The sequence below is a fragment of the Saccharopolyspora hordei genome, from assembly GCF_013410345.1.
Classification (GTDB): domain Bacteria; phylum Actinomycetota; class Actinomycetes; order Mycobacteriales; family Pseudonocardiaceae; genus Saccharopolyspora; species Saccharopolyspora hordei.
The window spans coordinates 733,522-758,191 of the sequence record NZ_JACCFJ010000001.1; the positions used below are offsets into that span (position 1 = coordinate 733,522).

Genomic DNA, 24,670 nt, shown 5'->3' on the forward strand with positions numbered 1-24,670 from the left:
GGTTGCGATCGTCGGTGGCGCGATACCGGCGAGCAGCAACCCGTTCAGTCTGACGCTCGGCGGCGCGAGAAAGATCCGCATCCGGCGGCAAGTTAGCTCGAACGGCGGACCCCCAGAAGCTCCACAGTGGCCTGCCGGAGACGGTGAACGGCCCGTCTCCCACCGAGGGGGACGGGCCGTTGGCGGATCCTGCTCTTCCGTTGTTCCCATCGTCCGGCCGGTCAGCCCGCCGACCAGGCCACCCCGGTCGAGGAGACCGGGAAGCGCTGCGGGTCGGCCTGGCTGGTGTCGACCGTCTCCCCCGACGCGGGAGGCGCCCACTCGGGCCTCTCGTTCGTCGGCGGCGGGAGCACGGTGGGGTCGGACTCCGAGGTGGGCTCGGAGTCGTCCGACAGCTGCGCCGCGAAGAGGTCGAGGAGCGCGGCGAGCGGCTCGGCGAACCAGTCGGTGGTCGGGGACGTCTCGGCGGTGATCTGAGTGCTCATTGCCATGCCCACAGCCTGCTTTTCGCAGGGGGTCCGCCGGATCCGTACCTCTACTCACTCGTTACTCATCAGTAATGTGCACGCTGCGACATCCGAGTGACGTGAAAACCACTGAGGTCACCGCGGGTGGGTGCGCTCCCTCACGAATCGCGCTGAACGGCCTACTGGTGCCTACGATCGCCGCAGTGACCCTCTGACGCGCTGTGGGCGTGTTCGGTTCCAACGCAGTTCGACGGCGCTGTGCAGGCAGTGCCGGGAAGGTATGGTCTAGACCATGTCGCGTTTGACTGGTGTCGGAGTCAGCTCCGGCCGCGCCTCGGGCCCCATCGCCCGGGTCGCCGACCCACTGCCCGAACCGCCCGCCACTCCCGCGCCGACCGACCCCACCGCCGAGGCCGCGCGCATCCGGCCCGCCGCCGACGCGGTGGCCGAGCGGCTGTTCCAGCGCGCCGCCCGCGTCGAGGGCGACGCCAAGGCCGTCCTCGAGACCACCGCCGCGATGGCCATGGACCCCGCGCTGATCGCGCAGGCCGAGCAGCAGGTCACCACCCGCTCGCTGCCCGCCTCCCGCGCGGTCTTCGAAGCCGCGAACGGGTTCGCCGACTCGCTGCGCGCGGCCGGCGGGTACATGGCCGAACGCGCGCGTGACGTGCAGGACGTGCGGGACCGGATCATCGCGGAGCTGCACGGCGTGACCCCGCCCGGGGTGCCCGAGCTGGAGGGGCCGAGCGTGCTGGTCGCCCGCGACCTGGCCCCCGCCGACACCGCCGACCTGGACCCCGAGCTGGTGCTCGCGCTCGTCACCGAGGAGGGCGGGCCGACCAGCCACACCGCGATCCTGGCGCGCGCGCTCGGCATCCCCGCCGTGGTCGCGGTCCGCGGCGTGCTCGACGCCTCGGACGCGGTCGGTGCCGTCGTGGACGGCAGCAGCGGCGTGGTCGAGCTCAGCGACGCGGAGGTCCCGGTCCAGGCCGCCGAGCGGGCCGCGGCCGTGACGTGGAACGGCGTCGGCGCCACCGCGGACGGCGTCGAGGTCAAGGTCGTCGCCAACGTCGGGTCGGCCTCCGACGCGACCGCGGCGGCCGAGGCCGGGGCGCAGGGCGTCGGGCTGTTCCGCACCGAGTTCTGCTACCTCGGGGCCGACGACGAGCCGAGCGTCGAGACCCAGCGCGCCGCCTACCGCGAGGTGCTGACCCCGTTCGCCGGCAAGCCGGTCGTCGTGCGCACCCTCGACGCCGGGGCGGACAAGCCGCTGGCGTTCCTGGCCATGGGCGTCGAGCCGAACCCGGCGCTCGGCGTGCGCGGGCTGCGCGTCGCCTTCGACCGGCCGGACGTGCTGGACCGGCAGCTGGAGGCGATCGCCGGGGCGGCCGCCGACTCCGGCGCCGAGGTGTCGGTCATGGCGCCGATGGTGGCCACCGCCGCGGAAGCCGCCTGGTTCGCCGAGCGGGTCCGCGCGGCGGGTCTGCCCCGTGCCGGGGTGATGATCGAGGTCCCGGCCGCCGCGCTGAGCGCCCGGGAGGTCCTCGGCGCCGTCGACTTCGTCAGCATCGGCACCAACGACCTGGCCCAGTACGTGTTCGCCGCGGACCGGATGGCCGGGGCGCTCGCCGAGCTCAACGACCCCTGGCAGCCGGCCCTGCTGCGCCTCGTCGCGCAGGTCGGGGACGCCGGGCGCGAGCTGGGCAAGCCCGTCGGCGTGTGCGGCGAGGCGGCGTCCGACCCGCTGCTGGCGGGCGTGCTCGCCGGGCTCGGCGCGACCAGCCTGTCGATGGGCGGGTCGGCGGTCCCGGTGGTCGGCGCGGCGCTGGCCGAGCACTCGATGGAGACCTTCCGCCGCGCCGCCGAAGCCGCCCTGGCCACCGCCTCCCCGGCCGACGCCCGCGACGCGGTCAGGTCCGTCCTCTCCGCCTGACCGCGCCGCCGCCCGCCGCGGCCGACGCGCACCAGCCCGAGTGGGCGGCGAGCACCGCGCCGTGGACGAGCCGGCGCGGCAGCGGGCCGAGGCCCCGGTGGGGCCCGACGTGGTCGCCGCGGGAACGGGTAGTCGATTTCCCGGCGATCGCGTCGGGCCGGCCTGCGTCAGGCGGTGCTGGCGAGGACTGGGCGGACCAGGTTGCGCAGGTGGTCCGACGGGCGGATGCCCAGCTCCCGGTGCAGCAGGCGCTCGTAGCGGCGGTAGTGCCGGACCGCCTGCGCCGGGTTCGCCTGCTGCAGCAGGACCTTCACCACCGCGCAGTGCGCCGTCTCGCGGAACGGCTCCACCTTGGTCGCCGCCTGCGCGATCTCCAGGGCGCTGGCCAGGTGCCGGGACTGCACCAGCCGCTCCGCCGCGACCTCCAGCGCGTGCACCTGGAGCTGTTGCAGGCGCTCCCGCTCGGTGAGCACCCAGTCGTCGTACCAGCCGGGCAGCAGCGGCTCGTGGCCCGCCAGGTCGCGACCGATCTGCGCGCAGTCGGCGGGCGAGTCGCCCGAACCCTCGTCCAGCAGGTAGCGGCCGGCGGCGACCAGACCGTCGATGTCCAGCGAGACCAGCGGTGCCAGCTCGATCTCCTGCTGCGTGCTGATCACCGCGCCCCGCGCCCGCTGGCGCACCCGCCACAGCGTGGTCCGCAGGTTGGCCAACGCGTTCTGGTCGTCGCTGTCCGGCCACAAGATGCCCGCGGCGTAGTCGCGCTGGATGCGTCCGCGGAGCGCCAGCAAGGCCAGCAGGCGCTGTCCGCTGCTGGACATCGCCACCGGTTCGCCACCCGCCTGCAGCTCCCAACCACCCAGCAACGTCAGCCGGAACGGCTGATCGGGCTGCGCTGGCGTGCGCGTCCGCCGCCGTTCCATCGGCTGCACCGTGCCACCGCTCATCGTTCCCCCCTCGACCGGACTGGCAACGGGCTGCACGGAGGAGCGACCCGGGCCCTCCCCCTCCTGATCACCGGTTCCGCACCGGCACCAGGGAGCCCACACCCGCTCCCATCGGGGGGTTCCGGTCGGTTGTTACGACGCTACCCACCGTGACTCAAGACCCTGGGCATGGCGCTGCATCACCCGGTAGTGCGAGGTCAGGGATCGCGCGCAGAGGCGAACCCCGGTCCCGCCACCGCGGTACCGGAGCTCGCCCCTCCCCCTTCTTCGGAACCCGGACTCACGCCGCCGCGGGCGGCGGACGCAACCGTCCGGATCGCTTGCGGTGCTTGGGCTGCGGCCGGGAGGCCTGGCGGCGCGCCCGCAGCTTGCGCACGAGCTTGACGACCCGCCGACCCGTGCGGATCGCGAACGCGGTGCCGCCCACCCACGGGATGAGCAGGAGCAGCATCGACAGCACCGCCAGCAGCAGCACCCCCACGCTGCCCTGGCCCCCCGCGGCCAGCGCGACCTGCCCGTACTCCACGGCCCTCGACGTCGCGGTGGCCAGGTAGAACGGCAACCGGAGCAGCAGCAGGGTCAGCGCGACGATGAGCAGCGGGACCACGATGAGCACCCAGGTCGTGACCAGCACCTGCACGCGGGGCCGCAGCGCCTGGTGCGTCGTCGAGCCGTTGTCCGGCTTCCCCCGCAGCCGCCGCCAGACCGGGCCGACGAACGCGAACAGGTTCGGCACCCCCACCAGGTCCCCGAGGATCAGGTAGCCGTCCAGCCGCAGCAGCGGCAGCAGCTGCTGGAGGATCTGCAGGTGGTTGAGCACCATGAAGACCTTCAGCGCCGGGATCTCGGTCAGCTGGTAGAGCCCGAACACGGCCACGATGAAGATCGCGTTGAAGTAGATCCCGCCCAGGTCGGTGCGCAGCCGCCCGCGCCGGTCGAGCCGGTAGGCGTCGGTGACGTTGGTGTAGAACGCCGGGTAGAGGACCAGGATGCCGACGCCGATCCCGCCCGGTCTCGCACCCCCGTAGTGGCACCCGGCGGCGTGGCCGAACTCGTGGAACAGCGTGGCGCAGACCCACAGCACCATCAGCGTCAGCACCAGCACCGGGTCACCGACCGACCGGTGGAACGCGGCGTCGATCCCGCCGGACACCACCAGCCACACGTCCACGGCGACGAACAGGCTCAGCATCAGCGCGATCACCGGCGGCCGGTAGAACGGCGAGAAGATCGCCGCGGCGGCGCGGACGAACCCCGGCGGCAGCAGCTGGGTGTTGAACACCAGCGACAGCAGCGGGTCCGAGCGCGGCGGGTCCGGCAGCGGTTCGGACGTGGTGGCGACGCCCATCGGGTACAGCTTCTTGTCCACGAGGTACGCCACGTCCGCCGCGGAGAGCTCCAAGCCGAGGTCGGCGTTGACCCGCTCGGCCACCTCGCGCACGGTCCGCGCGCCGTCCAGCCTGCTCGCCACCTCGTGCAGCAGCGGGGAGACGAGCACCATCTGCCCGTCGGCCCGCGACACCAGGTAGCGCGGTTCTTCGTACCCGCCGCCCTCGTACTCGCCCAGCAGCCGGACGCCGTCGACGAGCCGGGGCACCGCGTTCTCGTCCGTCGAGCCCGCGGTCTCGACATCAGCAGCTTCTGACATGACACCCTCCTGAGCCCGGCGCAGTGCGGGCTCCGAGCGCGCGGCCGGCCGCGCACCTGCCTGCGGACGAGCGACCAGGCCGGGAACGGGTCCTCTCCGCTCCCGACCTGGCAGCTCGTCAGTTGAAATCGATGTCGGCCACGTTGATGGCCTCGATGTCCTGAGCGATGTCAGAACCGATGTTGACCGCGACGATGATGTTGAACTGGTTGACGATGGCGATGTCGCCAAACCCGAAGCCGCCGCCGCTGAGCGCATCGCGCGTGGGCAGGAGCTCCACCGTTTGATCAGACAGCTCGAGTTCGTGCATGTCCTTCTCCCTCGTGGATGGACCCGGGCCGCTCACCACGCGCAGCAGCGGTGAGCGGCCGGGAACTCATCGGCTGCTCAGTGCTCAGTTGGCGTGCTGGTCCACGTTGGCGTTGTTGAACGCGGTCACGTCAACGTCACCGGCGAAGGAGTCGTTGTCGACGTCCACATCGACGTCCTGGTCGACGTCGATGTCCTGGTCGATGTCCCCGAAGCCGTCCCACCAGCCGCAGCCAAGGGCCTTGCGCTCGGGCAGCAGTTCAGCGAACTCGTGGGTCTCGAACATGGTCTGCTCCTGTTCGTTCGACGGAATTTCGACTGCGGCTCAGCCGCTGGTGACGAGTACGCCAGAGGGCCGTCACCGGACCGTCACCAGCGCGTCACGCCGCGTCGCCACCCCGTCGCCCGAACTCGCGATGACGCTGCGTGCACCGCGTCCGACCAGGGCAGACCAGCCTCCGACAAGAGCTTTCCTCGTTGGATCGGGTGAATCGGCGACATTCCCGCACCGACTCCCGCCACACAACGACGAGCCCCGCCCGCCGGACGGCGAACGGGGCTGGAACAGCTGTGGCCAGAGCGCCTACGACTCCTGGTCGAGGCCGTGCTCGATGGCGTAGCGGGCCAGTTCGACCCGGTTGTGCAGCTGCAGCTTGCGCAGCGTGGACTGCACGTGGTTCTCCACCGTGCGGTGCGAGATGACCAGCTTCTTGGCGATCTGCCGCGCGGTCATGCCCTTGGCGACCAGCCGGAGCACCTCGGTCTCCCGCTCGGTCAGCTGCGGGGCCTGCGTCTCCGAGTCCGGGGTGATCGCCATCCGCCGGTACTCCCCGAGCACGAGCCCGGCCAGCCCGGCGGTGAACACCGCGTCCCCGGCGGCCGTGCGCCGCACCGCGTCCACCAGCTCCTCGGCCGAGGCCGACTTGACCAGGTACCCGGACGCGCCGGCCTTCACCGCCTCCAGGACGTCGCTGTGCTCCCCGCTGGCCGAGAGCACCAGCACGCGGGTCCCGGGGATCTCCTGGGTGATCTGCAGGGTCGCGTTGACCCCCGAGGAGTCGCCCAGGTTGAGGTCCATCAGCACCACGTCGGGCTTCACGGTCCGCGCGATGCGCAGCGCGGAAGCGGCGTCGCCGGCGGTGGCCAGCACCTGGAAGCCGCGCTCGGTCAGGTCGCGGGCGACCCCGTCGCGCCACATCGGGTGGTCGTCGACGACCATCACGGACACGGGCGGTTCGCTCATCGCTCTCCTCCTCTGCGGCGCTTGGCCGGTTTCGCAACGGGCAGCGGGACCCGGATCTCCCACTCGGTCCCCTCGCCGGGCTCGGTGTCCAAGGTGATCGTGCCACCGAGGCCCTCCACGCGGCCCCGGATCGACTTGGCGACGCCGAGACGTCCCTCCGCCGCCGCTTCGTCCAGCCGGCCCTCCGGGATGCCCGGCCCGTCGTCCCGGACGCTGATCACCACCTCGTCCGGCAGCTCCTCCAGCAGCACCCACGCCTGGGCGTCCGGGCCGGCGTGCTTGTCGACGTTGGCCAGCGCCTCGCGGACCGCGGCGAACAGCTCCGAGCACAGCGGCTCCCCGAGCAGCACCGGGGTGCCCGGCACCGACACGTGGACCCGGCCGGTGCGCAGCACCTGCAGCCGCGCGGCCAGGTCCGTCTCGCCGTTCTCGCTGGGCTCCTGCGGGGTGGTGGCGACCAGCGCGCGCAGCGCGATCTCCTGCTCCCCGGCCAGCTTGGCCAGCTCGGCGGCCTCCCCGCCCAGCTCCGCGCCGCGGCGGCGCACCCGGGCCAGCACCTGCAGCACGCTGTCGTGGATGTCGCGGGCGAGCCGCTCGCGCTCCGCGGTCGCCGCCTCCGCGCGCAGCGCGCGGGCCAGCCGCGCGGTCGTGCGGCGCGCGCTGTCGGACGCCAGCCCGATGACCGCGCCGACGCCGATGAGCAGCACCGTGTCCAGCACCATGTCCGGGGTGGTCTTCCAGCGCAGCAGGAAGTTGCAGCCGGCTGCGAACACCCCGGAGGCCACCCCGCCGGGGATGCCCCACTGGGCGGCGGCCGCGGTGGTCATCGTCGGGTGCCACGCGGTCACCACCGTCGGCCAGCTCTCGGCCATCTGCTGCTCGGTGAGGATGAACTCGTTGCTGAGGAACAGCACCGTCACCACGACCTGGTCCAGCGCGACCAGCAGGTTGGTGCGTCCCGCCCGCGTCGAGTAGCGCCACACCGTGAAGGCGGTCCACACGCCCATCAGCGAGATGACCACGACCGCCAGCCACGGGCGCGCGTAGGCGTGGAACTGGAAGGCGACCCACGCGCTGGCGTACAGCAGCGTCACGACGCGGAAGACGTTGTGCCCACGCCAGAGCGGCGAGCGACCGTCGGTCACCCGCGGTTCGTTCGACGGCGGACTGGTCACGTTCGCTCCCTTCCCAGCCGACCATCCTGCCCCACTGCGGCGATCGCCGAGACCGCTGGATCGACCACTCCGCGTGTTGATGATCACCACCGTCCCCGATCGGGCGCAGCGCGTGTCCGGTGAGATCGACCTGCCGGGCGATGGGAGTGGCGCGCGACACGGTCGCCACCCGCTGTGCAAGGCTGCCCACGGGAGGTGATCGAGTTGGGCGGCTGGCTGCTGTGGCGACTTCGACCGGCGGCGATCGCCTACGTGCTCTCCGTCCAGGCGGTCGCGCTGGTCCTGGTCACGCTGGTGGTCGCCACCAGCCGCGACGCGCAGCCGCAGGACCTGCTGAACTTCGTGATGCTGGCGGCCACCGCGGGCACGGTCATCGTGACCACCTCGGTGTCGATCAACGTCCAGCGGCAGGTCCGGCGCAACCCGTGGACGCTGCACATCGCCTACCTGGCCACCGGCATCCTCGTGCTGCCCCCGAACCTGCTGGTCCTGCTGCTGCTCGGGCCGACCCTGCACGGGGTGCTCGACGGCCGCCCGGACCTGCACCGCTGGCTGTTCACCACGGCGGCGACCACGATCGCCACGCTGTCCGCGCGGTTCGCCATCGGCTGGGGCGAGCCGGTGTGGGGTGCGGCGCAGTTCGTGCTGGCCGGGGCCGTGCTGCTGCTGGTGCGGGCGTTCCTGGTCGCCACCTGCATCCGGTTGCGCAACCCGGGGGCGCCGCGGCAGCACGTGCTCGGCGAGCCGATCGACGTGCTGCTGGGCATCGTCGCGGCGAGCCTCGGCGGGCTGCTGGCGGTGGCGATGAGCCGCGAACCGACCAGCGCGCTGCTCGCCGGCCCGCCGATGGTGCTGCTCGACCTGGCCGGGCAGCTGCCGCAGTGGCGCCGCTCGGCCCAGCACGACGCCAAGACGGGCCTGGCGAACCTGGCGCACTGGGAGCGGCTGGCGCACGCCGAGCTGACCCGGGCGCGCACCCGGTCCCGGCCGGTCTCGCTGCTGCTGCTCGACCTCGACCACTTCAAGCGGGTCAACGACGAGCTCGGCCACCTGGCCGGGGACACGGTGCTGGCCGCGGTGGCGATGATGCTGCGCGGCAACCTGCGGCGGGCGGACGTGGTCGGCCGGTTCGGCGGCGAGGAGTTCGTGGTGCTGCTGCCGGACACCGACGCGGACGTGGCCTGCACCGTCGCCGACCGGATCCGGTGCTCCACGGCGGCCCTGTCGGTGCCCGCCCGCGACACCGGCGGCGAGCTGCGCGAGCTCAACGACCTGACGGTGAGCATCGGCGTGGCCACCACGACCCGCTACGGCTACGAGCTCACCGACCTGCTGTTCGCCGCCGACGCCGCCCTGCTCGCCGCCAAGTCGGCAGGCCGCAACGCAGTCACCCTGGCCTGACACCGCGAGGCTCCCCCCCGCGGCGGACCCCCGCGCCGGACCCCGGCCCGCGACGCGCCCCGCACGGGTGACGCGCCCCGGGGTGACACGACGGCACCGGAGGTCAGACGTCCGATTCCCCCGGGATCGCGGGGTCAGCGGTCGCCGGTGGGGGTGGCGGGTTCGGGTTCCTCGTCGTCCTCCGGGGGTTCGGCTGCTTCCTCGGCCTCCTGCTCCGGGGTGGGTCCGGGTCCTTCCTCCTCGTCGTCGAGGAGGGAGCGGATGGAGGCGTTGAGCACCGCCACCAGCGGGACCGCCAGCAGCGCGCCGATGATGCCGGAGACCACGGCGCCGATGCTGATCGCCAGCACCACCGCCAGCGCGTGCAGCTGCACCGCGCGGCCCAGCAGCAGCGGCTGCAGGACGTTGCCCTCCAGCTGCTGCACCAGCAGCACCACGCCGATCACGATCAGCGCGGTCACCCAGCCCTTGGTCACCAGCGCGACCAGCACCGCGACCGAGCCCGAGGCCACCGCGCCGACGATCGGCACGAACCCGCCCAGGAACACCAGCGCGGCCAGCGGGATCGCCAGCGGCACCCCGAGGACCACCAGGCCCAGCCCGATGCCCAGCGCGTCGACCACCGCCACCAGCGCGGTCGCCCGCACGTAGCCGACCAGCGACTCGAAGCCGCGGCACCCGGCCACGTCCACCTTGTGCCGGACGTGCTTCGGGGCCAGCCCGGTCACGAACAGCCACACCCGGCGGCCGTCGTGCAGGAAGAAGATGAGCGTGAACAGCGCCAGCACCAGGCCGGTCAGGAAGTTGCCGAAGGTGCCCGCCGTGGACAGCGCGCCGCTGGTCAGCACCGCCTGGTTGGCCTGCAGCCAGTCCTGCGCCTGCTGCAGGAAGGCGTCGATCTGCGCGTCGTTGATGTGCAGCGGGCCCTCGGCCAGCGAGCTCTTGAGCGCGGTGAGCGAGGCGATGACCTGCCGCTGCAGGTCCGGGAAGCCGGCGATGAACGCGTTGATGACGAAGGTGAGCACGCCGCCGACCACGGCGAGACCACCGATCAGCACCAGCGCGGTCGCCAGGGCCCGCGGCACGCGGCGCGCCGCCAGCCAGGACACCACCGGGGCCAGCAGCGCCGACAGCAGCAGCGCGATGGCCACCGGGATCACGACGACGTAGATCTGCCCGAGCACCAGCCCGAGCACGTACACGGCACCGAGGATGACCAGCGTGCGCCAGCTCAGCGCAGCGGAGACCCGCAGCACGCGCGGGATCGCACTGGCCGCGTCGTCCCGTTCGGCGATCTTGGAACCGTTCACCCTGTCACCGTAGCGCCGATGCCGCGGCGTCGGTGATGACACTGCGCTACCAGTCCCTCACCACGATGACACGATGTGGCGAAGTCGTCGCTCAGCGCTTACGGAGTCGGCGGTCCTCTTGAGAGAGTGCGCCTCGGCAAGCAGGAGATCGAGTTCCTGCGGGGAGTCACCGCTGAGCCGAGGAGGTTCTGGCCCCGAGATGTCCGGCCGCGACCGCACGACGGGAGCCGCCCGCCCGTGGCGGCTGTTCGGTCGTGCGCTGGTCGTGGCCGGGGCGACGGTGGCCGGAACCTCCGCGGCTTGGCTGCTCGGCCACGGTCCTGCCGACGCGGCCGAGGACGTTCCCGCTGCCGAGGCCGCGGACCACACACCGGAGCAGGCAACGGACAGCGGGCGCTCCGGGCCGGAGGAGTTCTCGCTGACCCGGCTCGACCCGCTCCGGCTGGTCGACTCCAGCGCGGCGGAGCTGCTCGACGCGGCCCGCCCGGTCACCGAGGTGCTGCAGCAGCCCGCCGCCGAGGTCGAGCAGGTCGCCGGCGACGCGCTGGCGGTCACCACCGGCACCGCGACCGGCACCGACGCGGGCAGCGGCCCGGAGGTGCCGCCGCCACCACCCGTGGCGCCCGCTCCGCCGCTGGACGCCGCGCCGCCGGCCGAGAGCCCGGTGCAGTCCGCCGCGGACACCCACACCGGCCCCGCCCCGAGCGCGGCCGCGCCGCAGCGCACCGCGCCGCCCGCCGCCCCGCCCGCGCCGGAACCGCCGGTGCAGCCGGGCGCGCCGGTGGGCTCGACCCCCTTCGTGCTGCCCTCGGCCCCCGGCGCGCCCGGACTGGGCGGAGCCTTCGACGGGTCGCACCACACCACCACCGCGCTCGGCTGGTACCCGGCCGCGCCGCTGTGCACCCCGGCCTTCGCCGGGACGGTCACCTGCGACCTCGCGGGAACGGTCGTCAGCGTTCCCGAACCGCAGCCCGGGACCACTCCCGACTGATCGCGCGGTGACCACCGGTGCGGCGGACCACCGCCGCCCGGCCCCGCGTTCCCCGAAACCTCTTCCCCGATGCCCGCCGTCGTGCCGCCCGCACCCCCGGACGGCGGCGTGGCGCCTCGAACCTCCCCGTGTGGGAGATCCCCGTGAAGGAGCAATCCATGCAGACTTGGGCGAAGCGCGGCGTGCAGGCCGCGCTGGTCACCGGAGGCATGCTGGCCGTCGGCACCGGCGTCGCCACCGCCGAGCAGAGCTGCTCGGACCGTCCGACCTCGCCGCTGGGCGAGTCGCTCGACCTCGGCACCGGCGCCTGCGCCTCCGGCGAGTTCTTCTCCGAGCACACGCAGTACGGCGCGTCGGTCGTCGACTCCCGCGAGGTGCACCGGGTGACCGCGCTGTCCGGCACCCTGGACCCGGTGCGGGACCTGCTGCCCGCCGTCGAGAACGACGTCACCCGGGAGATGCCGGCGCTGCGCGACTGGCACACCCCGGACGTCACCTCCCCGCTGCACCTGGCGGGCTGGGTCGCCGACCCCGCGGACGCGCGCCCGCTGGAGCTGGCGGGCCTGCCGCCGTTCGACGGCAACCGGCCGGTCACCCCGGCCGAGGGCTTCCACCGGTCGCTGAGCTGGGCCGGGCCCATCGGTGAGGTGGTCCGAGGAGGTGCGGACGCCCTCGACGAGGAAACCTTTCGCACTGGTGCGGTCCTGGATGTCCCTGCAGATCTGCTGACCCCGCACGACGACCTGGTCTACTTCGACGGCTTCGAGCCGGCGGACGGCATCGTCGAGCTGTGGGAGGGCGTGCTCGCCCAGCCGCAGCCCTCACTCCAGCCGCAGCCCCAGCCGGAACCGCAGCCGCGGGGCGGACTGCTCACCCCGGACCAGGTGGACCTCACCTCCGCCGAGCTGCCGGGCTTCCGCTACGAGCTGCACGGCGTCCCCAGCGAGGTGCTGGAGGGAGCGCTGTCCGCGATCGCCGCGCAGCCCGCCCCGCGCACCGACCACGTGCCGCTGGAGGTGCCGGGCGAGCTGCAGCTCAAGGTCACCGAGGTCCCGAACCTCACCGGTCTCTCGCCGGCGGAGCTGCGCCGCACCACCGCGCGCCGCGAGTCCCCCGGTGTCCAGGCGCCGCTGCCGGTGCTGGGCCAGCTCAACGCGTTCGACGGCGGGCAGACCACGGTGCCCGCGGTGAGCCGGATCACCTCCGCGCTGGACGGGGACGCCTCGCGCGCGGCCACCGTCACCGACGCGCCGCACAGGGCGGACGTCGCGGTGGACCTCGTCGACGAGCTGGGGGCCGCGGTGCCGGCGACCCAGCTGGTCACCCAGAGCCCGCTGCGCCCGGCCCCGGCGCCGCGCGCCGGTGGGCTGGACCTGCCGGTGCTGGGCGGGGGCGTCCCGGACATCACCGCGGTGCAGGGGCACACGCTGCCGCTGCCCGGCCTGAGCCACGCGCCGCGCGGCTTCGAGGACGCGGACACGGTCGTCTTCAGCCGCATCTGAAGGGGGGATGGACCGGGGCGGGAGCGCACGCGCTCCCGCCCCGGTCCCGTCTTCGAGCTCGTGTCGCGACGACCGCGATCGAGTGGTGCGGGGCACCGTTCGCCGATCCACTCGGCGAGAGGTGCCCCGCACGCTTCACCGGACCGTGTGCGCGAGGCGGTGACCGTCAGCGGGCCGCGGTGAGCGGCGGTTCCGGTGCGGGGGCGTCGCCCGGCGGGACGGTGCGGCGGGCGCGCCACCACAGCACCGCGCCGTAGAGCAGGTAGCCGAGTCCGAAGTAGACGTAGGCGTTGCCGATGAGGTTCTGCGGCAGGTTCCAGGTGAGCTCCAAGCCCTTGCCCTGCGGCACCTTCCAGTGCGGGCCCATCATGAAGAACCCGCTCACCAGCGTGGCCGCCAGCAGCAGCGCCCAGTCGCGGTGCGCCCACGCCGCGCCGAGCAGCAGCACCAGCCCCGGGATCGCCCAGACCCAGTGGTGCGACCAGGAGATCGGCGACACCAGCAGCCCGAACACCCCGTTGACCACCACCGCGGTGGGCAGGTCCCGCTGCCGGATCGCGTGCCGCATGGCCAGCGCCGCGAGCACCAGCGCGACCGCCGCCAGCACGACGAACACCAGGCCCACGTGCTCGACCCCGGTCTTGGTCAGCAGCGACCGCAGCGACTGGTTGCCCGCGTAGATCGAGGCGTCACCGGTGAACTTCGGGCCGAACGAGACGTTGCTGCTGGCGAACATCTCCTCCAGCCAGAAGCGCCGGGCGTTGTCGAAGGTCAGCGCGAAGCCCAGCAGCGCGGTGCCGAGGAAGGTCAGCAGCGCGGTCGCGATCATCCGCACGTCCCGGCGCAGCAGCGGCAGCAGCAGGAACACCAGCGGGGTGAGCTTGATCCCGGCGGCGATCCCGATGAGCAGGCCGCGCGGGTAGGGCAGCTTCCGCGGGCCGTCCACCCGCCACAGGCAGTCCACCGCGACCAGCGCCATGAGCACGATGTTGATCTGCGCGTAGGTGATGGTCTCCAGCACCGGCTCGCTGATCGTGGCCAGCGGCAGCACGGCCGCCACCACCAGCAGCACCCGGTCCCGGTGCGCCTGCAGGAACGGCGCCGACCGGAGCACCACGTACAGCGTGGTCAGCAGCGCCAGGTGGCTGACCACCATGATCACCGCGGTGGACGCGGCCTTGGGGACCAGCGCCAGCGGGGCGAACAGGATCGCCGCGAACGGCGGGTAGATGAACGGCAGCTCCAGCCCGGACTCGGTCGCCGGCAGGTTGTTGTAGAGGTCGCGCCCACCCAGCAGCGCTTGCGCACCCAGCCGGTACACCTCACCGTCGATGTGGTCGTGGGTGTTGACGGTGGACACGAAGACCAGCGCGATGAGCTCGGCGACCGCGATGACGGCCAGCAGCGTCCGGTGCTCGCGCAACCGGTCGGACAGCGGTGCTCCCGTGCTCCCGGTCACCGGCATGCGTATGTCCTCCTAGCCTGAGCACCTTGCCCCGACAAGCGTAGAGATCCGGGGTGGTTCGGGGGTCGTGGTGGGGTCGCCACGCGACCGGCATCACGTCGCGAGTTTCACCTGCTCGAACCATCAAGTGCCGATCGGCGAGGCGAACCCTCAGAAAACCGATCGTGAACCACTGACTGAGCGTTATCTGACCAGCGTGAATACCACCATTACGGGTGGTCGCTGTGCTCTTGAAAACGGAGTTGGTGGAGGGGGAGGCTCAAACGGACTGCTCCGTTTGGCGGGGAGGAGGGGGCCGAATGAGTGTCGTCGACGTTGCTGCGGCCCGGTTGGCGTCGGTGTGGGACGACAACATCAGCGGGCTCAACGTCGGTGTGCTGCTGACCGACGAGCGCGGCCAGGTGCTGGCCACCAACGACGTCGCGGCCGAGCTGATGCAGCTCGCCAAGGCCGACCTGCTCACCGGTTCCCGGCCCGCCGACTGGCACCTGCGCGACGACACCGGCGCGTCGATGCCGGACTGGGCGGAGCTCGCCGGGCAGGTGCTGCGCGCCGGGTCCCCGCTGTCCATCCCGATGGTGATCGCCCGCAACGGGCAGCCGCTCAGCCGCATCTGGGCCGACTACCACGCGGTGCAGGTGCGGGGCCGCAGCCGCGTGCTGATCCTGCTGCAACCGGTGCACACCGACGTCCCGCACAGCCGGGGCCTGCTGGACCCGCTGACCGGGCTGCCCGGCCGGGTGCTGCTGCTGGACCGCCTGGAGCAGTCCCTGGTGCGGGCCCGCTGCCGCGGCACGCTGTCCACGCTGGTGCTCATCGACGTGCACCAGCTGGCCGAGTTCAACGTCGAGCAGGGCTTCGACCGCGGCGACGAGCTGCTGACCACGCTGGCCGGACGGCTCCGGGAGGGGCTCAGCGACGAGCACACCGTGGCCCGCTACGGCGGGGACGAGTTCGCGGTGATCGCCGAGCACCCGAGCGGGACCGGCGAGGCGATCGCCGAGCAGGCGCGCGAGGTGGCCGGCTGGCCGATGCGCGTCGGCCGCAGGCGGGTCCGCCCCGGTCTCCGGGTGTCCTGGGTGACCACCGACGGGCACGCCCCGGTGCACTCGGTCCTCGCCCGGGCCGAGCAGCAGCTCCAGCACCGGGTCTGACCCGAGGGGCACCCGCGCGAGGCGGGCGCCCCTCGCCGCATCAGCGCTCGGTCTTGCCCGCGATGAAGTCCTCGACGGCCTGGTAGGCCTCCGAGTCGGAGTACTGCTCCGGCGGGGACTTCATGAAGTACGAGGAGGCGGACAGCACCGGGCCGCCGATGCCGCGGTCCTTGGCGATCTTGGCGGCGCGGATCGCGTCGATGATGATGCCCGCCGAGTTCGGCGAGTCCCACACCTCGAGCTTGTACTCCAGGTTCAGCGGCACGTCACCGAAGGCGCGGCCCTCCAGCCGGACGTAGGCCCACTTGCGGTCGTCCAGCCACGGCACGTGGTCCGACGGGCCGATGTGCACGTTGCGCTTGCCCAGGTCGCGGTCCACCTGCGAGGTCACGGACTGCGTCTTGGAGGTCTTCTTCGACTCCAGGCGGTCCAGCTCCTTCATGTTGAGGAAGTCCATGTTGCCGCCGACGTTGAGCTGCATCGTGCGGTCCAGGTGGACGCCGCGGTCCTCGAACAGCTTGGCCAGCACCCGGTGCGTGATGGTCGCCCCGACCTGCGACTTGATGTCGTCCCCGACGATCGGCACGCCCGCGTCGGTGAACTTCTGCGCCCACTCCGGGTCGGAGGCGATGAACACCGGCAGCGCGTTGACGAAGGCCACCCCGGCGTCGATCGCGCACTGCGCGTAGAACTTGTCGGCCTCCTCCGAGCCCACCGGCAGGTAGGACACCAGGACGTCGGCCTCCGCGTCGGTGAGCGCCTGCACGACGTCCACCGGCTGCTCGTCGGACTCCTCGATGGTCTCCCGGTAGAACCGGCCCAGGCCGTCGAGGGTGTGGCCGCGCTGCACGGTGACGCCCAGCGGTGGCACGTCGGCGATCTTGATGGTGTTGTTCTCGCTGGCGACGATGGCCTCGGAGAGGTCCCGGCCGACCTTCTTCGCGTCCACGTCGAAGGCGGCCACGAACTCGACGTCGCGCACGTGGTAGTCGCCGAACTCGACGTGCATCAGGCCGGGCACCTTGTCGCCCGGGTCCGCGTCGGCGTAGTAGTGGACGCCCTGCACCAGCGACGCCGCGCAGTTCCCGACGCCGACGATCGCCACTCGCACCGTCCGACCGGGCCGATCTCCGCCCATGGCAGGGCCCTCCTTCTTGGTCATCTGCCGTGTCCTCGCGTTGTCACTCCCGCGCCGCAGCGGCCTGCTCGGCGCGTTCCTGTTCGATGATGTGGTCGAGCCAGCGAACTTCCCGTTCGCTGTGGTCGAGGCGAAGTCGGTGCAGCTCCCGCGTGTAGCGGTCGAACCGGTCGTCGCGGGCCAGCGCGCTGCGCAGGTCGTCCCGGCGTTCCTCGACGCGGCGCCGGCGGCCCTCCAGGATCCGCAGCCGGACGTCGGCCGGGGTCCGGGAGAAGAACACCACGTGCACGCCGAACGCGGTGTCGTCGCACGCCTGCGGGCCGCAGTCACCGACGAGCTCCGCGAAGCGGCGCTCGCCGGCAGGGGTGATCCGGTACACCCGGCGCGCGCGCCGTCCCCAGCCCCGCGCTCCATGCGCGTCGGGGTCCTCCTCGATCAGCCCGGAGCGCAGCAGCCTGCGCAACGTGGGGTAGAGGGTCCCGCAGGACAGCGCGCGGAAGGCACCCACGGTGTCGTGCAACCGCTTCCGCAGCTCGTAGCCGTGCATCGGGGCTTCGTGCAGGAGCCCGAGCACGGCGAGTTCGAGCATCCGCACCCTCCTCGGCCGAACTCATCGGCGGCGCCGTGCGCCGACCGGACTGCGCGCCCGGTGCGCGCATCCCGCTAGGCCACCCGGCGGAGTATATCGCGCCGATATATCGATGCCCACGAACGAGCGGCCCGCCGGTGGCTTCCGTCACTGCACGTGGTGGGTGGTCGGCACGCCTGCCCTGAACGGCGCATGGAGGAGTCGCCGCCGACACGTACCCTGTGGTCGTGCGGACCCAACGGCAGGTGGTCGACTACGCGTTGCAGCGCAAGGCGCTGCTCGCGCAGGTCCACGCTGGCCGCGTCGGGGTGATGGAGGTCTGCGACGCTGACCCGTACCTGCTGCGGGCGGCGGAGTTCCACGGCGAGCCGAGCGGGGTGACCTGCCCGGTGTGCAGGAAGGAGCCGTTGACCCTGGTCTCGTGGGTCTTCGGTGACGCCCTCAAGCACGCGTCCGGTTCGGCGCGCGCCCCTGAGGAGCTGGACCGGATGGCCGCCGTGTACGAGGAGTTCAACGTCTACGTCGTAGAGGTATGCCGCACATGTAATTGGAACCACCTGGTGCAGTCGTACGTCCTGGGAACCGGCGGCTTGAACGAGCGGCGTTCCCGGCGCAAGACTGCCGCGGAGTGAACCTCGGTCGTGCCCCCGACACGATCGCGCGCCCGGTGCGGCGCAGACCCCGACGTGAACGCATCACAGGGCGTCGCCCGACGCCCGTCCTGGAGGCCCACTCGTGAACGACGAGCGTGACGACCACTCCCGAGGCCGCCACTCGAGGCAACCCCAGCCCGACGGTCGTGGCACGCCACCCCCGCCCCAGCGCCCCGGTCCGCCGCGTCCGGGCGACCAAGCGCGGCCCCCGCAGCGCCCGGCACCGCCCCCCGGTCCGGGCGGCCCGGTGTGGCCGGGCGAGGAACCGCGGCCAGGGCCGCGGCAGGGCCCGCCGCCCCCGCCGCCTCCGCAGCGCCCGCAGAACCAGCAGTGGCCGAGCCGCAACCCCGACGAGCAGGAGACCCAGCAGCAGCCTGCGGTGCGCTCCGGCTCGTCGTGGCCGCGCGAGGAGTCGGCGCAGGAGACCACCGGCGCGTGGACGCCGTCGTTCGACGACGATGACGAGGACGACTCCTCGCTGTCCAAGCGGCTGAGCGGGGACTCCGACGACGCCAGCGGCGGCGGGCGCGGGGTCGACCTGCCGACCACCTACAGCCAGGCCCCGCCGCCCCCGCCCCCGCCGCCGGGCGGCGGGCCCGGGCGGCAGGGACCGCCACCACCGCCGCCCCCGCCGCCGGGGGCGCAGCCGGGCCGCCAGGGCCTGCCGCCCGGTCGGCCGCCGCAGCCTGCGGACGACGAGCGACCGACGCAGCACATCCCGCAGACGCCGGGGCGGGGCGACGACCGCCGCCGCAGTGGTGGCGCCGCTGCCGCCGGTGCGGCGGGCGCTGCCGGGGCCGCGGGCATGGCCGCGGGCGCCGGTGCGGCCGGAGCCGCCGGTGCGGCCGGTGGTGCCGCGGGCGCCGCGGGTGGCGCGGCCGGTGCTGCCGGTGGCGCGGCCGGCGCCGCTGCCGGTGCCGCGATGGGCGGGCCCGGCGGTGGGGGCAGCGGCCGGGAACCGCAGCTGCTCACCCACGAGCAGAGCGGTGGCGGCTACGACTACTACGCCGACCGGTACGCCGACGACCTCGACGACGACCCGTACGACAGCTACGACGACGCCCCGAACGGGAGTGATCGCGATGTCGACGACGGCTTCGACGACTTCGGCCCACCGCCCGACGACGACCGGGACGACGGGATGAGCCCCCGCAGGAGCGGGCGCACCGCCCTGTGGCGGCGCGTGCGGCGGACCTGCTACGTCGCGATCGCGCTGTGCGTCCTGGCCCCGGTCGCGGTGTTCCTCTACGGCTACGTCATGTGGGAGGCACCGGACCAGGCGAAGGTGATGAGCGCGGAGCGGCCGGTCGACCTGCTGTACGCCAACGGCGAGCGGATGGCGACCGTCTCCACCTCGAAGACCCGCGAGGTCGTGAACAACATCGGCGAGATCTCCCCGGCGATGCGCAACGCGACCCTCGCCGCCGAGGACGCCACCTTCTACGACAACCCTGGGTTCGACTTCTGGGGCATCGTGCGGTCGGTCTACTTCATGGTGACCGGCTCCGGCGTCGGTGGTGGCTCCACGGTCACCCAGCAGTTCCTCAAGCTCGACCAGGACCTGAAGAAGGACCCGACGTACGTCCGCAAGATCAAGGAGATCGTGCTGGCGTACAAGCTGACCCAGCAGAAGTCCAAGGACGAGATCCTGCTGGCGTACATGAACACGGCCACCTACGGCCGCGGGACCAACGGGATCAAGGCCGCGGCCAAGGCCTACTTCGGCAAGGAGCCCAGCGAGCTGGACAACGCCGAGGCCGCCGTCCTTGCCGGCGTGGTGCAGGCCCCGTACGGCAAGAACAGCAACGACCCCGGCCTGAACCCGGAGAAGGCCAAGAAGCGCTGGGACTACGTCGTCGAGCAGATGGAGAAGAACGGGTGGCTGCAGCCGGGCGAGCGGCAGTCGATGCAGTACCCGGAGTCGCTGCCCCGCTTCGACTGGCGCAAGGACAGCCGGCTCACCCCGGAGCAGGACGCCATCTGGGACGCCATCAAGTCCGAGCTGGCCGACCAGGGGCTCGACGAGGACGAGCTGTCCCGCGGCGGGTACAAGATCAAGACGACCATCGACCCGGACGCGCAGAAGAAGGCCGAGGAGGCCGTCCACAAGGTGATGGACGGGCAGCCGGAGACGCTGCGGACCTCCCTGGTCGCGGTCAACCCGGAGACCGGCGGCGTGCTGGCCTACTACGGCTCGAAGCAGAACCGCGGTGACCTCGACTGGGCCAGCCAGCCGCAGGAACCGGGCTCGTCGTTCAAGCCGTTCGTGGTGGCCGCGGGCCTGGAAGCCGGCCGCGGCATCGGTGAGGTCTACGACGGCAGCGACGACCAGATCATCGCGGGCACCCCGTTCCGCAACTCCGAGGGCGTCGAGTGCGACGTCCCGACGCACTGCGGGATCCGCGAGGCGATGACCAAGTCGGTCAACACGGTGTTCGTCCACCTGGCCAACGAGGTCGGGACGCCGAAGGTCGCCGAGGTCGCGCACCGCGCGGGCATCTCGGAGGAGACGAAGCTGTCGAACAACGGCATCGTCGAGGCCGGCATCGCGCTGGGCCAGTACCCGGTGCTCCCGGCGGACATGGCCGCCGCGTACGGCTCGTTCGTCAACGGCGGCGAGCGGGTCAAGCCGCACTTCGTCTCCGAGGCGATCAGCTCGGTCAGCGGTCCGCAGGAGCTGGACATCCCCGAACCGAAGCCGGCGTACGGGGACAGCGCCGAGGAGAGCCGGAACATCGCCTTCAACGTCGCCGAGACGCTGAAGGACGTGGCCTCGCACAGCCACGTGCCGCTCAGCGGCAACCGGCCGGTGTGGTCCAAGACCGGTACCCACCAGTGGGGCAAGACCGACCTGAACCGCAACGCCTGGATGATCGGCGCGACGCCGCAGATCTCCACGGCGGTGGCGATGCTGAACAACGACGGCCAGCCGATCCCGCTGCGGGACAGCAACGGCAAGACCTTCTACGGCAGCAAGTACCCGGCCCAGGTGTGGAAGGAGTTCATGGACTCCTACCTGAAGGGCAAGAAGGTCGAGAAGATCCCGAAGGGCGAGAAGATCGGCCAGTTCGAGACCGTTCCGCTGCCGCCCCCGCCGTCGGAGCCGAGCGTGCCGCCGAGCGACGCCAGCGAGTCCCGCGACCCGAGCGAGTCGAACGACCCGAGCGAGTCGAACGACCCGTCCTCCAGCGCCGGTCGGCCGAGCCGCGGCTGCGGCGGCCTGTTCGAGCCGCCGTGCCGGCCCGGGCACGACGACGAGGACGACGGCGAGTCCAACTCGGAGGACGGCGGACGCAACGACGTCGCGCCGACGGATCGACCGAGGTACTACGGCTGACGGCCGGTTCACGCGCCAGGGGCACCCGCTGCGGCGGGTGCCCCTCGTGCGTTGTGGGGGCCAAGTAGCATCCGGTCGTGTCCACCTCGACCGAGCGCACCAGCACTGATCCACCGCTCCCCGGACGGCGCCCGGAATCGCCGGTGGACAGCGGGTCGCTCGGCCCGGCGGACCGCGTCCCGCCCACCTGGACCGAGCCGTTGGCGCAGCGGATCAGCCGCCCGTTCGGCGGCCGGCTGGGGCGGCACGCGCAGGTCGGCAGGCAGTGGTTCTGGACGCCGCTGCGGGTGGTGCTGCTGTTCGCGGTGGTCGTGCTCGCCGCCGCGTGGCTGTTCAAGGCGCCCTGCCAGGTCACCTACGACAGCGGCAGCGGCCCGCAGCTGGACTGGCGGGACCACCGGCAGTACACCGCCATGTGCTACACCGACATCATCCCGCGCTACGGCATGGGCGACCTGGCCAGCGACGACGTCTTCCCGTACAAGACGGCGTGGCTGGAGAACCGGGGCACCCCGCAGGAGAAGGTGCGGTACATGGAGTACCCGGTGCTCACCGGGCTGTTCCAGTGGATCAACGCGCGGGCCGCCGACGGGTGGGCGGCGCTGGCCGCGCTCGGCCTGCTGCCCGGGGGCCTGACCAGCGTGCTGTACTTCAACCTCTCCGCGTTCTGGCTGGCCGCGGCCTGGCTGGTCACCGTCTGGGCACTGGTCCGGTTGTGCCGCAGGCGGCTGTGGGACGCGGCGATCGCCGCGGTCTCGCCGCTGGTCTTCGTGCACGCCTTCACCAACTTCGATGCGCTCGCCACCGCGCTCGGCACCACGGGCCTGCTCGCGTGGGCGCGGCGCCGGCCGGTGCTGGCCGGGGTGCTGATCGGCCTCGGCGGGGCGGCCAAGCTGTACCCGCTGTTCTTCCTCGGCCCGCTGCTGGTGCTGGCCTGGCGCGCGGGCAAGGCGGCGGACGCCGCCCGCGCGGTGCTGGCCGCGGCGCTGGCCTGGCTGGCGGTGAACCTGCCGATCCTGGTGCTCTTCCCCACCGGGTGGGGTGAGTTCTTCCGGCTCAACAACCAGCGCCCGGCCGACCCGGACTCGCTGTACAACGTGCTGATGCACTTCACCGGGTGGGCGGGCTTCGACGGCGAGCTGCCGCCCGGCGCGACACCGATCGTGCTCAACTCGGTGAGCCTCGCGCTGTTCCTGCTCGCCTGCGCGGCGATCGCGTGGCTGGCGCTGGCCGCCCCGGTCCGGCCGCGGATGGCGCAGCTGTGCTTCCTGGTGGTGGCCGCGTTCCTGCTGACCAACAAGGTGTGGAGCCCGCAGTACTCGCTGTGGCTGGTGCCGCTGGCGGTGCTGGCGATCCCGCGCTGGCGGCTGCTGCTCACCTGGATGCTGGTCGACGCCGCGGTCTGGGCGCCGCGCATGTACTACTACCTCGGCACGGCCAACAAGGGCCTGCCCGAGGGCTGGTTCCTGGGCGCGGTCGTGGTCCGCGACGCCGTGGTGGTGGCGCTGTGCGTGCTGGTCGTCCGGGAGGTGCTCAACCCGTCGCTGGACAAGGTCCGGACGACGCTGGCGGTGCGGCCGGAGCGGGTCGAGGACGCGCTCGACGACCCGTGCGGCGGTCCCTTCGACGGTGCCCCGGACCGGTTCAGGCTGCCCACCCCGCGGGCCCTGCTCCGCAGGACACCGACGCCGTCGCGCGCCGGTCAGGGACGAGTCGGGGTTCGACCCTGACGCGGCCCCGCTGCTCCGCGGGCAGCATGGGGGCATGACGACCTATCGCACGTCCCTGACCCGACCGCGGGAGAAGGCGGTGATCGCCGGCGTGTGCGCCGGTCTCGCCGACCGGTTCGGCATGAAGCCGTTCACCGTCCGGGTGCTGTTCCTGCTGTCCTGCCTGCTGCCCGGGCCGCAGTTCGTGGTCTACCTCGTCCTGTGGGTGATCATCCCGAAGCGCTGAGGCCTCAGCTGCGGCGCCGCACCCAGGCGGCCACCAGCAGCGTGCTGGCCAGCAGCGCCCCCACCGCGGTGAGCGTGGACCGGACCAGCAGCGCGGGCGGTGCCGACCCCCTGCTCAGCGCGACCAGCAGCGGGTGGGCGAGCGGCAGCCACTCGGCCAGCAGCGTGACCGCGAGGACGGCGGTCGCGGCGATCACCGCGTAGCCGGTGCGGTGCACGACCGAGCACGGCAGCGCGACCGCGGTGCCGAACGCCGCGCACACCACGTGGGCGAGCAGCACCACGGCGAGGTCCGCGGCCGGGTGGGCGAACCCGGACGAGACCTGCGACCACGCGGTGGCCAGCACCGCCAGGCCCGCCGCGCAGCACAGCACGGTGAGCACGGTCCCGGCCAGCACCCGGTGCACCGAGCCGGCGTGCGCGCGCGTGACCGTGCGCTGCCCGGCGTCCTCCACACCGACCAGCGCGATCGTCAGCCACCCCGCCACCACGAGCAGCGCGGCCGCGGTCACCGCGGCGCTGGGCAGCGCGGGGCCCGCGTCGTCGCTGTGCAGGACGGCCAGCAGGCCGGTGTGGAGCAGGACCGGCGGCAGGGCGCGCTGCGAGTGCCAGAGCTCGGCGAGCCGGTAGCGGACGAGCGCGATCACCGCGACACCACCCGCGTGTCCACCGCGATCACCGCGCACCCGCGCCGTATCGCGTCGAGCAGCAGCGCCTCCCGTTCCGCGACCGCCACCTCCAGTTCCACGTCCCCGTCCTGGCGGACCGCCACCACGCCCGGCTGCGCGGCCCAGTCCACGTCGTCCCCGCCGCGCAGCAGGACCCGGCACGTCGGCACCTCGGCCCCGAGCGGCTGCAGCCGCCCGCCGACGAGCTGGTGCGACCGGTCGGCGACGCTGCGCACGAACTCCGGGCGGTGGTCGGTGAAGACCACCGCGGTGCCGGCGGCGGCGACCTCCGCGACCACCTCGGTCAGCACCTCGCGGGCACCCGGGTCCAGCCCGGACCAGGGCTCGTCCAGCACCAGCAGCTCGGGCTCGGCCAGCAGCGCCTGCGCCAGCCCGACCTTCTGCGCGTTGCCCTTCGACAGGTCGCGCAGCGGAGTGCCCGGTCCGCCGGCCAGCGCGAAGCGCTCCAGCCACGCGCCCGCCCGGCGCCGGGCCTCGGCGGTGCTCAGCCCGCTGATCCGGCCGAGGTGGGTGAGGTAGGACAGGGCGGTCATCCGCTGCCGCGCCGGGAACCGGTCCGGCAGGTACCCGGTGCGCGGCCGCCCGGAGGTGCGCCCACCGGACGGCCGGGACAGCCCGGCGACGACCCGCAGCAGCGTGGACTTCCCCGACCCGTTGGTGCCCAGCACCCCGACGACCTCCCCGGCCGCCACCGCGAGGTCGACGCCCCGGAGCACCGGACGCGCGCGGTAGTGCTTGACCACCTCGACGAGTTCCCGGACCACCAC

The 24,670-nt window shown here is 72.8% G+C and carries 22 protein-coding genes; 9 read left to right on the plus strand and 13 right to left on the minus strand.

The window, feature by feature from the left end; genetic code table 11:
- Positions 1-221: 221 nt before the first annotated feature.
- Complete coding sequence (locus HNR68_RS03470; protein ID WP_179717557.1) at positions 222-491, minus strand: hypothetical protein; 270 nt, start codon at positions 489-491, stop codon at positions 222-224.
- A 268-nt stretch (positions 492-759) separates the two neighbouring features.
- Here HNR68_RS03470 and ptsP point away from each other — a divergent pair, with 268 nt between their 5' ends.
- Positions 760-2,400: a phosphoenolpyruvate--protein phosphotransferase gene (ptsP, locus tag HNR68_RS03475; protein ID WP_179717559.1), complete on the plus strand. Its 1,641-nt coding sequence runs from the start codon at positions 760-762 to the stop codon at positions 2,398-2,400.
- Positions 2,401-2,567: 167 nt separating this feature from the next.
- Here ptsP and HNR68_RS03480 read toward each other — a convergent pair whose 3' ends face one another.
- The 6 genes from HNR68_RS03480 to macS all read right to left on the minus strand — a co-directional run bounded on the left by HNR68_RS03480 (position 2,568) and on the right by macS (position 7,719).
- The gene (locus HNR68_RS03480; protein WP_179717561.1) at positions 2,568-3,344 is read right to left on the minus strand and encodes an AfsR/SARP family transcriptional regulator; all 777 of its coding nucleotides are present in this window, start codon (positions 3,342-3,344) and stop codon (positions 2,568-2,570) included.
- A gap of 280 nt (positions 3,345-3,624) precedes the next feature.
- The gene (locus tag HNR68_RS03485; RefSeq protein WP_179717563.1) at positions 3,625-4,992 is read right to left on the minus strand and encodes a hypothetical protein; all 1,368 of its coding nucleotides are present in this window, start codon (positions 4,990-4,992) and stop codon (positions 3,625-3,627) included.
- 118 nt (positions 4,993-5,110) lie between these two features.
- Positions 5,111-5,302: a hypothetical protein gene (locus tag HNR68_RS03490; RefSeq protein ID WP_179717565.1), complete on the minus strand. Its 192-nt coding sequence runs from the start codon at positions 5,300-5,302 to the stop codon at positions 5,111-5,113.
- A gap of 84 nt (positions 5,303-5,386) precedes the next feature.
- Positions 5,387-5,587, minus strand: coding sequence for a hypothetical protein (locus tag HNR68_RS03495; protein WP_179717567.1), 201 nt, complete (start codon positions 5,585-5,587; stop codon positions 5,387-5,389).
- A gap of 297 nt (positions 5,588-5,884) precedes the next feature.
- Positions 5,885-6,544, minus strand: coding sequence for a response regulator (locus HNR68_RS03500; RefSeq protein ID WP_179717569.1), 660 nt, complete (start codon positions 6,542-6,544; stop codon positions 5,885-5,887).
- Positions 6,541-7,719, minus strand: a complete 1,179-nt coding sequence (macS, locus tag HNR68_RS03505) for a MacS family sensor histidine kinase (RefSeq protein ID WP_179717571.1) — start codon at positions 7,717-7,719, stop codon at positions 6,541-6,543. The genes HNR68_RS03500 and macS overlap by 4 nt, the downstream gene beginning before the upstream one ends.
- Before the next feature lie 195 nt (positions 7,720-7,914).
- Here macS and HNR68_RS03510 point away from each other — a divergent pair, with 195 nt between their 5' ends.
- Complete coding sequence (locus HNR68_RS03510) at positions 7,915-9,120, plus strand: GGDEF domain-containing protein (RefSeq protein WP_343049907.1); 1,206 nt, start codon at positions 7,915-7,917, stop codon at positions 9,118-9,120.
- A 134-nt stretch (positions 9,121-9,254) separates the two neighbouring features.
- Here the strand turns inward: HNR68_RS03510 and HNR68_RS03515 are convergent, their stop codons facing one another.
- Positions 9,255-10,430, minus strand: coding sequence for an AI-2E family transporter (locus HNR68_RS03515; RefSeq protein ID WP_179717574.1), 1,176 nt, complete (start codon positions 10,428-10,430; stop codon positions 9,255-9,257).
- A 199-nt stretch (positions 10,431-10,629) separates the two neighbouring features.
- Here HNR68_RS03515 and HNR68_RS03520 point away from each other — a divergent pair, with 199 nt between their 5' ends.
- Entirely contained in the window at positions 10,630-11,421 is a 792-nt protein-coding gene (locus HNR68_RS03520; protein ID WP_179717575.1) for a hypothetical protein, read from the plus strand.
- A gap of 158 nt (positions 11,422-11,579) precedes the next feature.
- Positions 11,580-12,923 (plus strand): hypothetical protein, encoded by a 1,344-nt coding sequence (locus tag HNR68_RS03525; RefSeq protein ID WP_179717577.1) that lies wholly within the window; start codon positions 11,580-11,582, stop codon positions 12,921-12,923.
- A gap of 166 nt (positions 12,924-13,089) precedes the next feature.
- Here the strand turns inward: HNR68_RS03525 and HNR68_RS03530 are convergent, their stop codons facing one another.
- Complete coding sequence (locus HNR68_RS03530; RefSeq protein WP_179717579.1) at positions 13,090-14,388, minus strand: glycosyltransferase 87 family protein; 1,299 nt, start codon at positions 14,386-14,388, stop codon at positions 13,090-13,092.
- Positions 14,389-14,687: 299 nt separating this feature from the next.
- Between HNR68_RS03530 and HNR68_RS03535 the strand changes: the two genes are divergently transcribed.
- Positions 14,688-15,542 carry a GGDEF domain-containing protein gene (locus HNR68_RS03535; protein WP_179717582.1) on the plus strand — a complete coding sequence of 285 codons (855 nt, stop codon included), beginning with the start codon at positions 14,688-14,690 and terminating at the stop codon, positions 15,540-15,542.
- Between the two features lie 40 nt (positions 15,543-15,582).
- Here the strand turns inward: HNR68_RS03535 and HNR68_RS03540 are convergent, their stop codons facing one another.
- A complete protein-coding gene (locus HNR68_RS03540; RefSeq protein WP_179724603.1) occupies positions 15,583-16,680 on the minus strand; it encodes an inositol-3-phosphate synthase in 1,098 nt (365 codons plus the stop codon).
- A gap of 43 nt (positions 16,681-16,723) precedes the next feature.
- Positions 16,724-17,269, minus strand: a complete 546-nt coding sequence (locus HNR68_RS03545) for a PadR family transcriptional regulator (protein ID WP_179717584.1) — start codon at positions 17,267-17,269, stop codon at positions 16,724-16,726.
- Between the two features lie 227 nt (positions 17,270-17,496).
- On the opposite strand from HNR68_RS03545, the gene HNR68_RS03550 reads away from it, so the two are divergent.
- The 4 genes from HNR68_RS03550 (at position 17,497) to HNR68_RS03565 (ending at position 23,215) form a co-directional block, all read left to right on the plus strand.
- Positions 17,497-17,901: a DUF5318 domain-containing protein gene (locus HNR68_RS03550; protein WP_343049908.1), complete on the plus strand. Its 405-nt coding sequence runs from the start codon at positions 17,497-17,499 to the stop codon at positions 17,899-17,901.
- A gap of 268 nt (positions 17,902-18,169) precedes the next feature.
- A complete protein-coding gene (locus HNR68_RS27355) occupies positions 18,170-21,259 on the plus strand; it encodes a transglycosylase domain-containing protein (RefSeq protein ID WP_179717588.1) in 3,090 nt (1,029 codons plus the stop codon).
- 77 nt (positions 21,260-21,336) lie between these two features.
- Positions 21,337-22,989, plus strand: coding sequence for a glycosyltransferase family 87 protein (locus HNR68_RS03560; protein ID WP_380575206.1), 1,653 nt, complete (start codon positions 21,337-21,339; stop codon positions 22,987-22,989).
- Between the two features lie 34 nt (positions 22,990-23,023).
- Positions 23,024-23,215: a PspC domain-containing protein gene (locus HNR68_RS03565; protein ID WP_179717590.1), complete on the plus strand. Its 192-nt coding sequence runs from the start codon at positions 23,024-23,026 to the stop codon at positions 23,213-23,215.
- Between the two features lie 4 nt (positions 23,216-23,219).
- On the opposite strand, the gene HNR68_RS03570 is transcribed toward HNR68_RS03565, so the two are convergent.
- Entirely contained in the window at positions 23,220-23,861 is a 642-nt protein-coding gene (locus HNR68_RS03570; RefSeq protein ID WP_179717592.1) for a hypothetical protein, read from the minus strand.
- Complete coding sequence (locus HNR68_RS03575; protein WP_179717594.1) at positions 23,858-24,667, minus strand: ATP-binding cassette domain-containing protein; 810 nt, start codon at positions 24,665-24,667, stop codon at positions 23,858-23,860. The genes HNR68_RS03570 and HNR68_RS03575 overlap by 4 nt, the downstream gene beginning before the upstream one ends.
- Between the last annotated feature and the right edge of the window lie 3 nt (positions 24,668-24,670).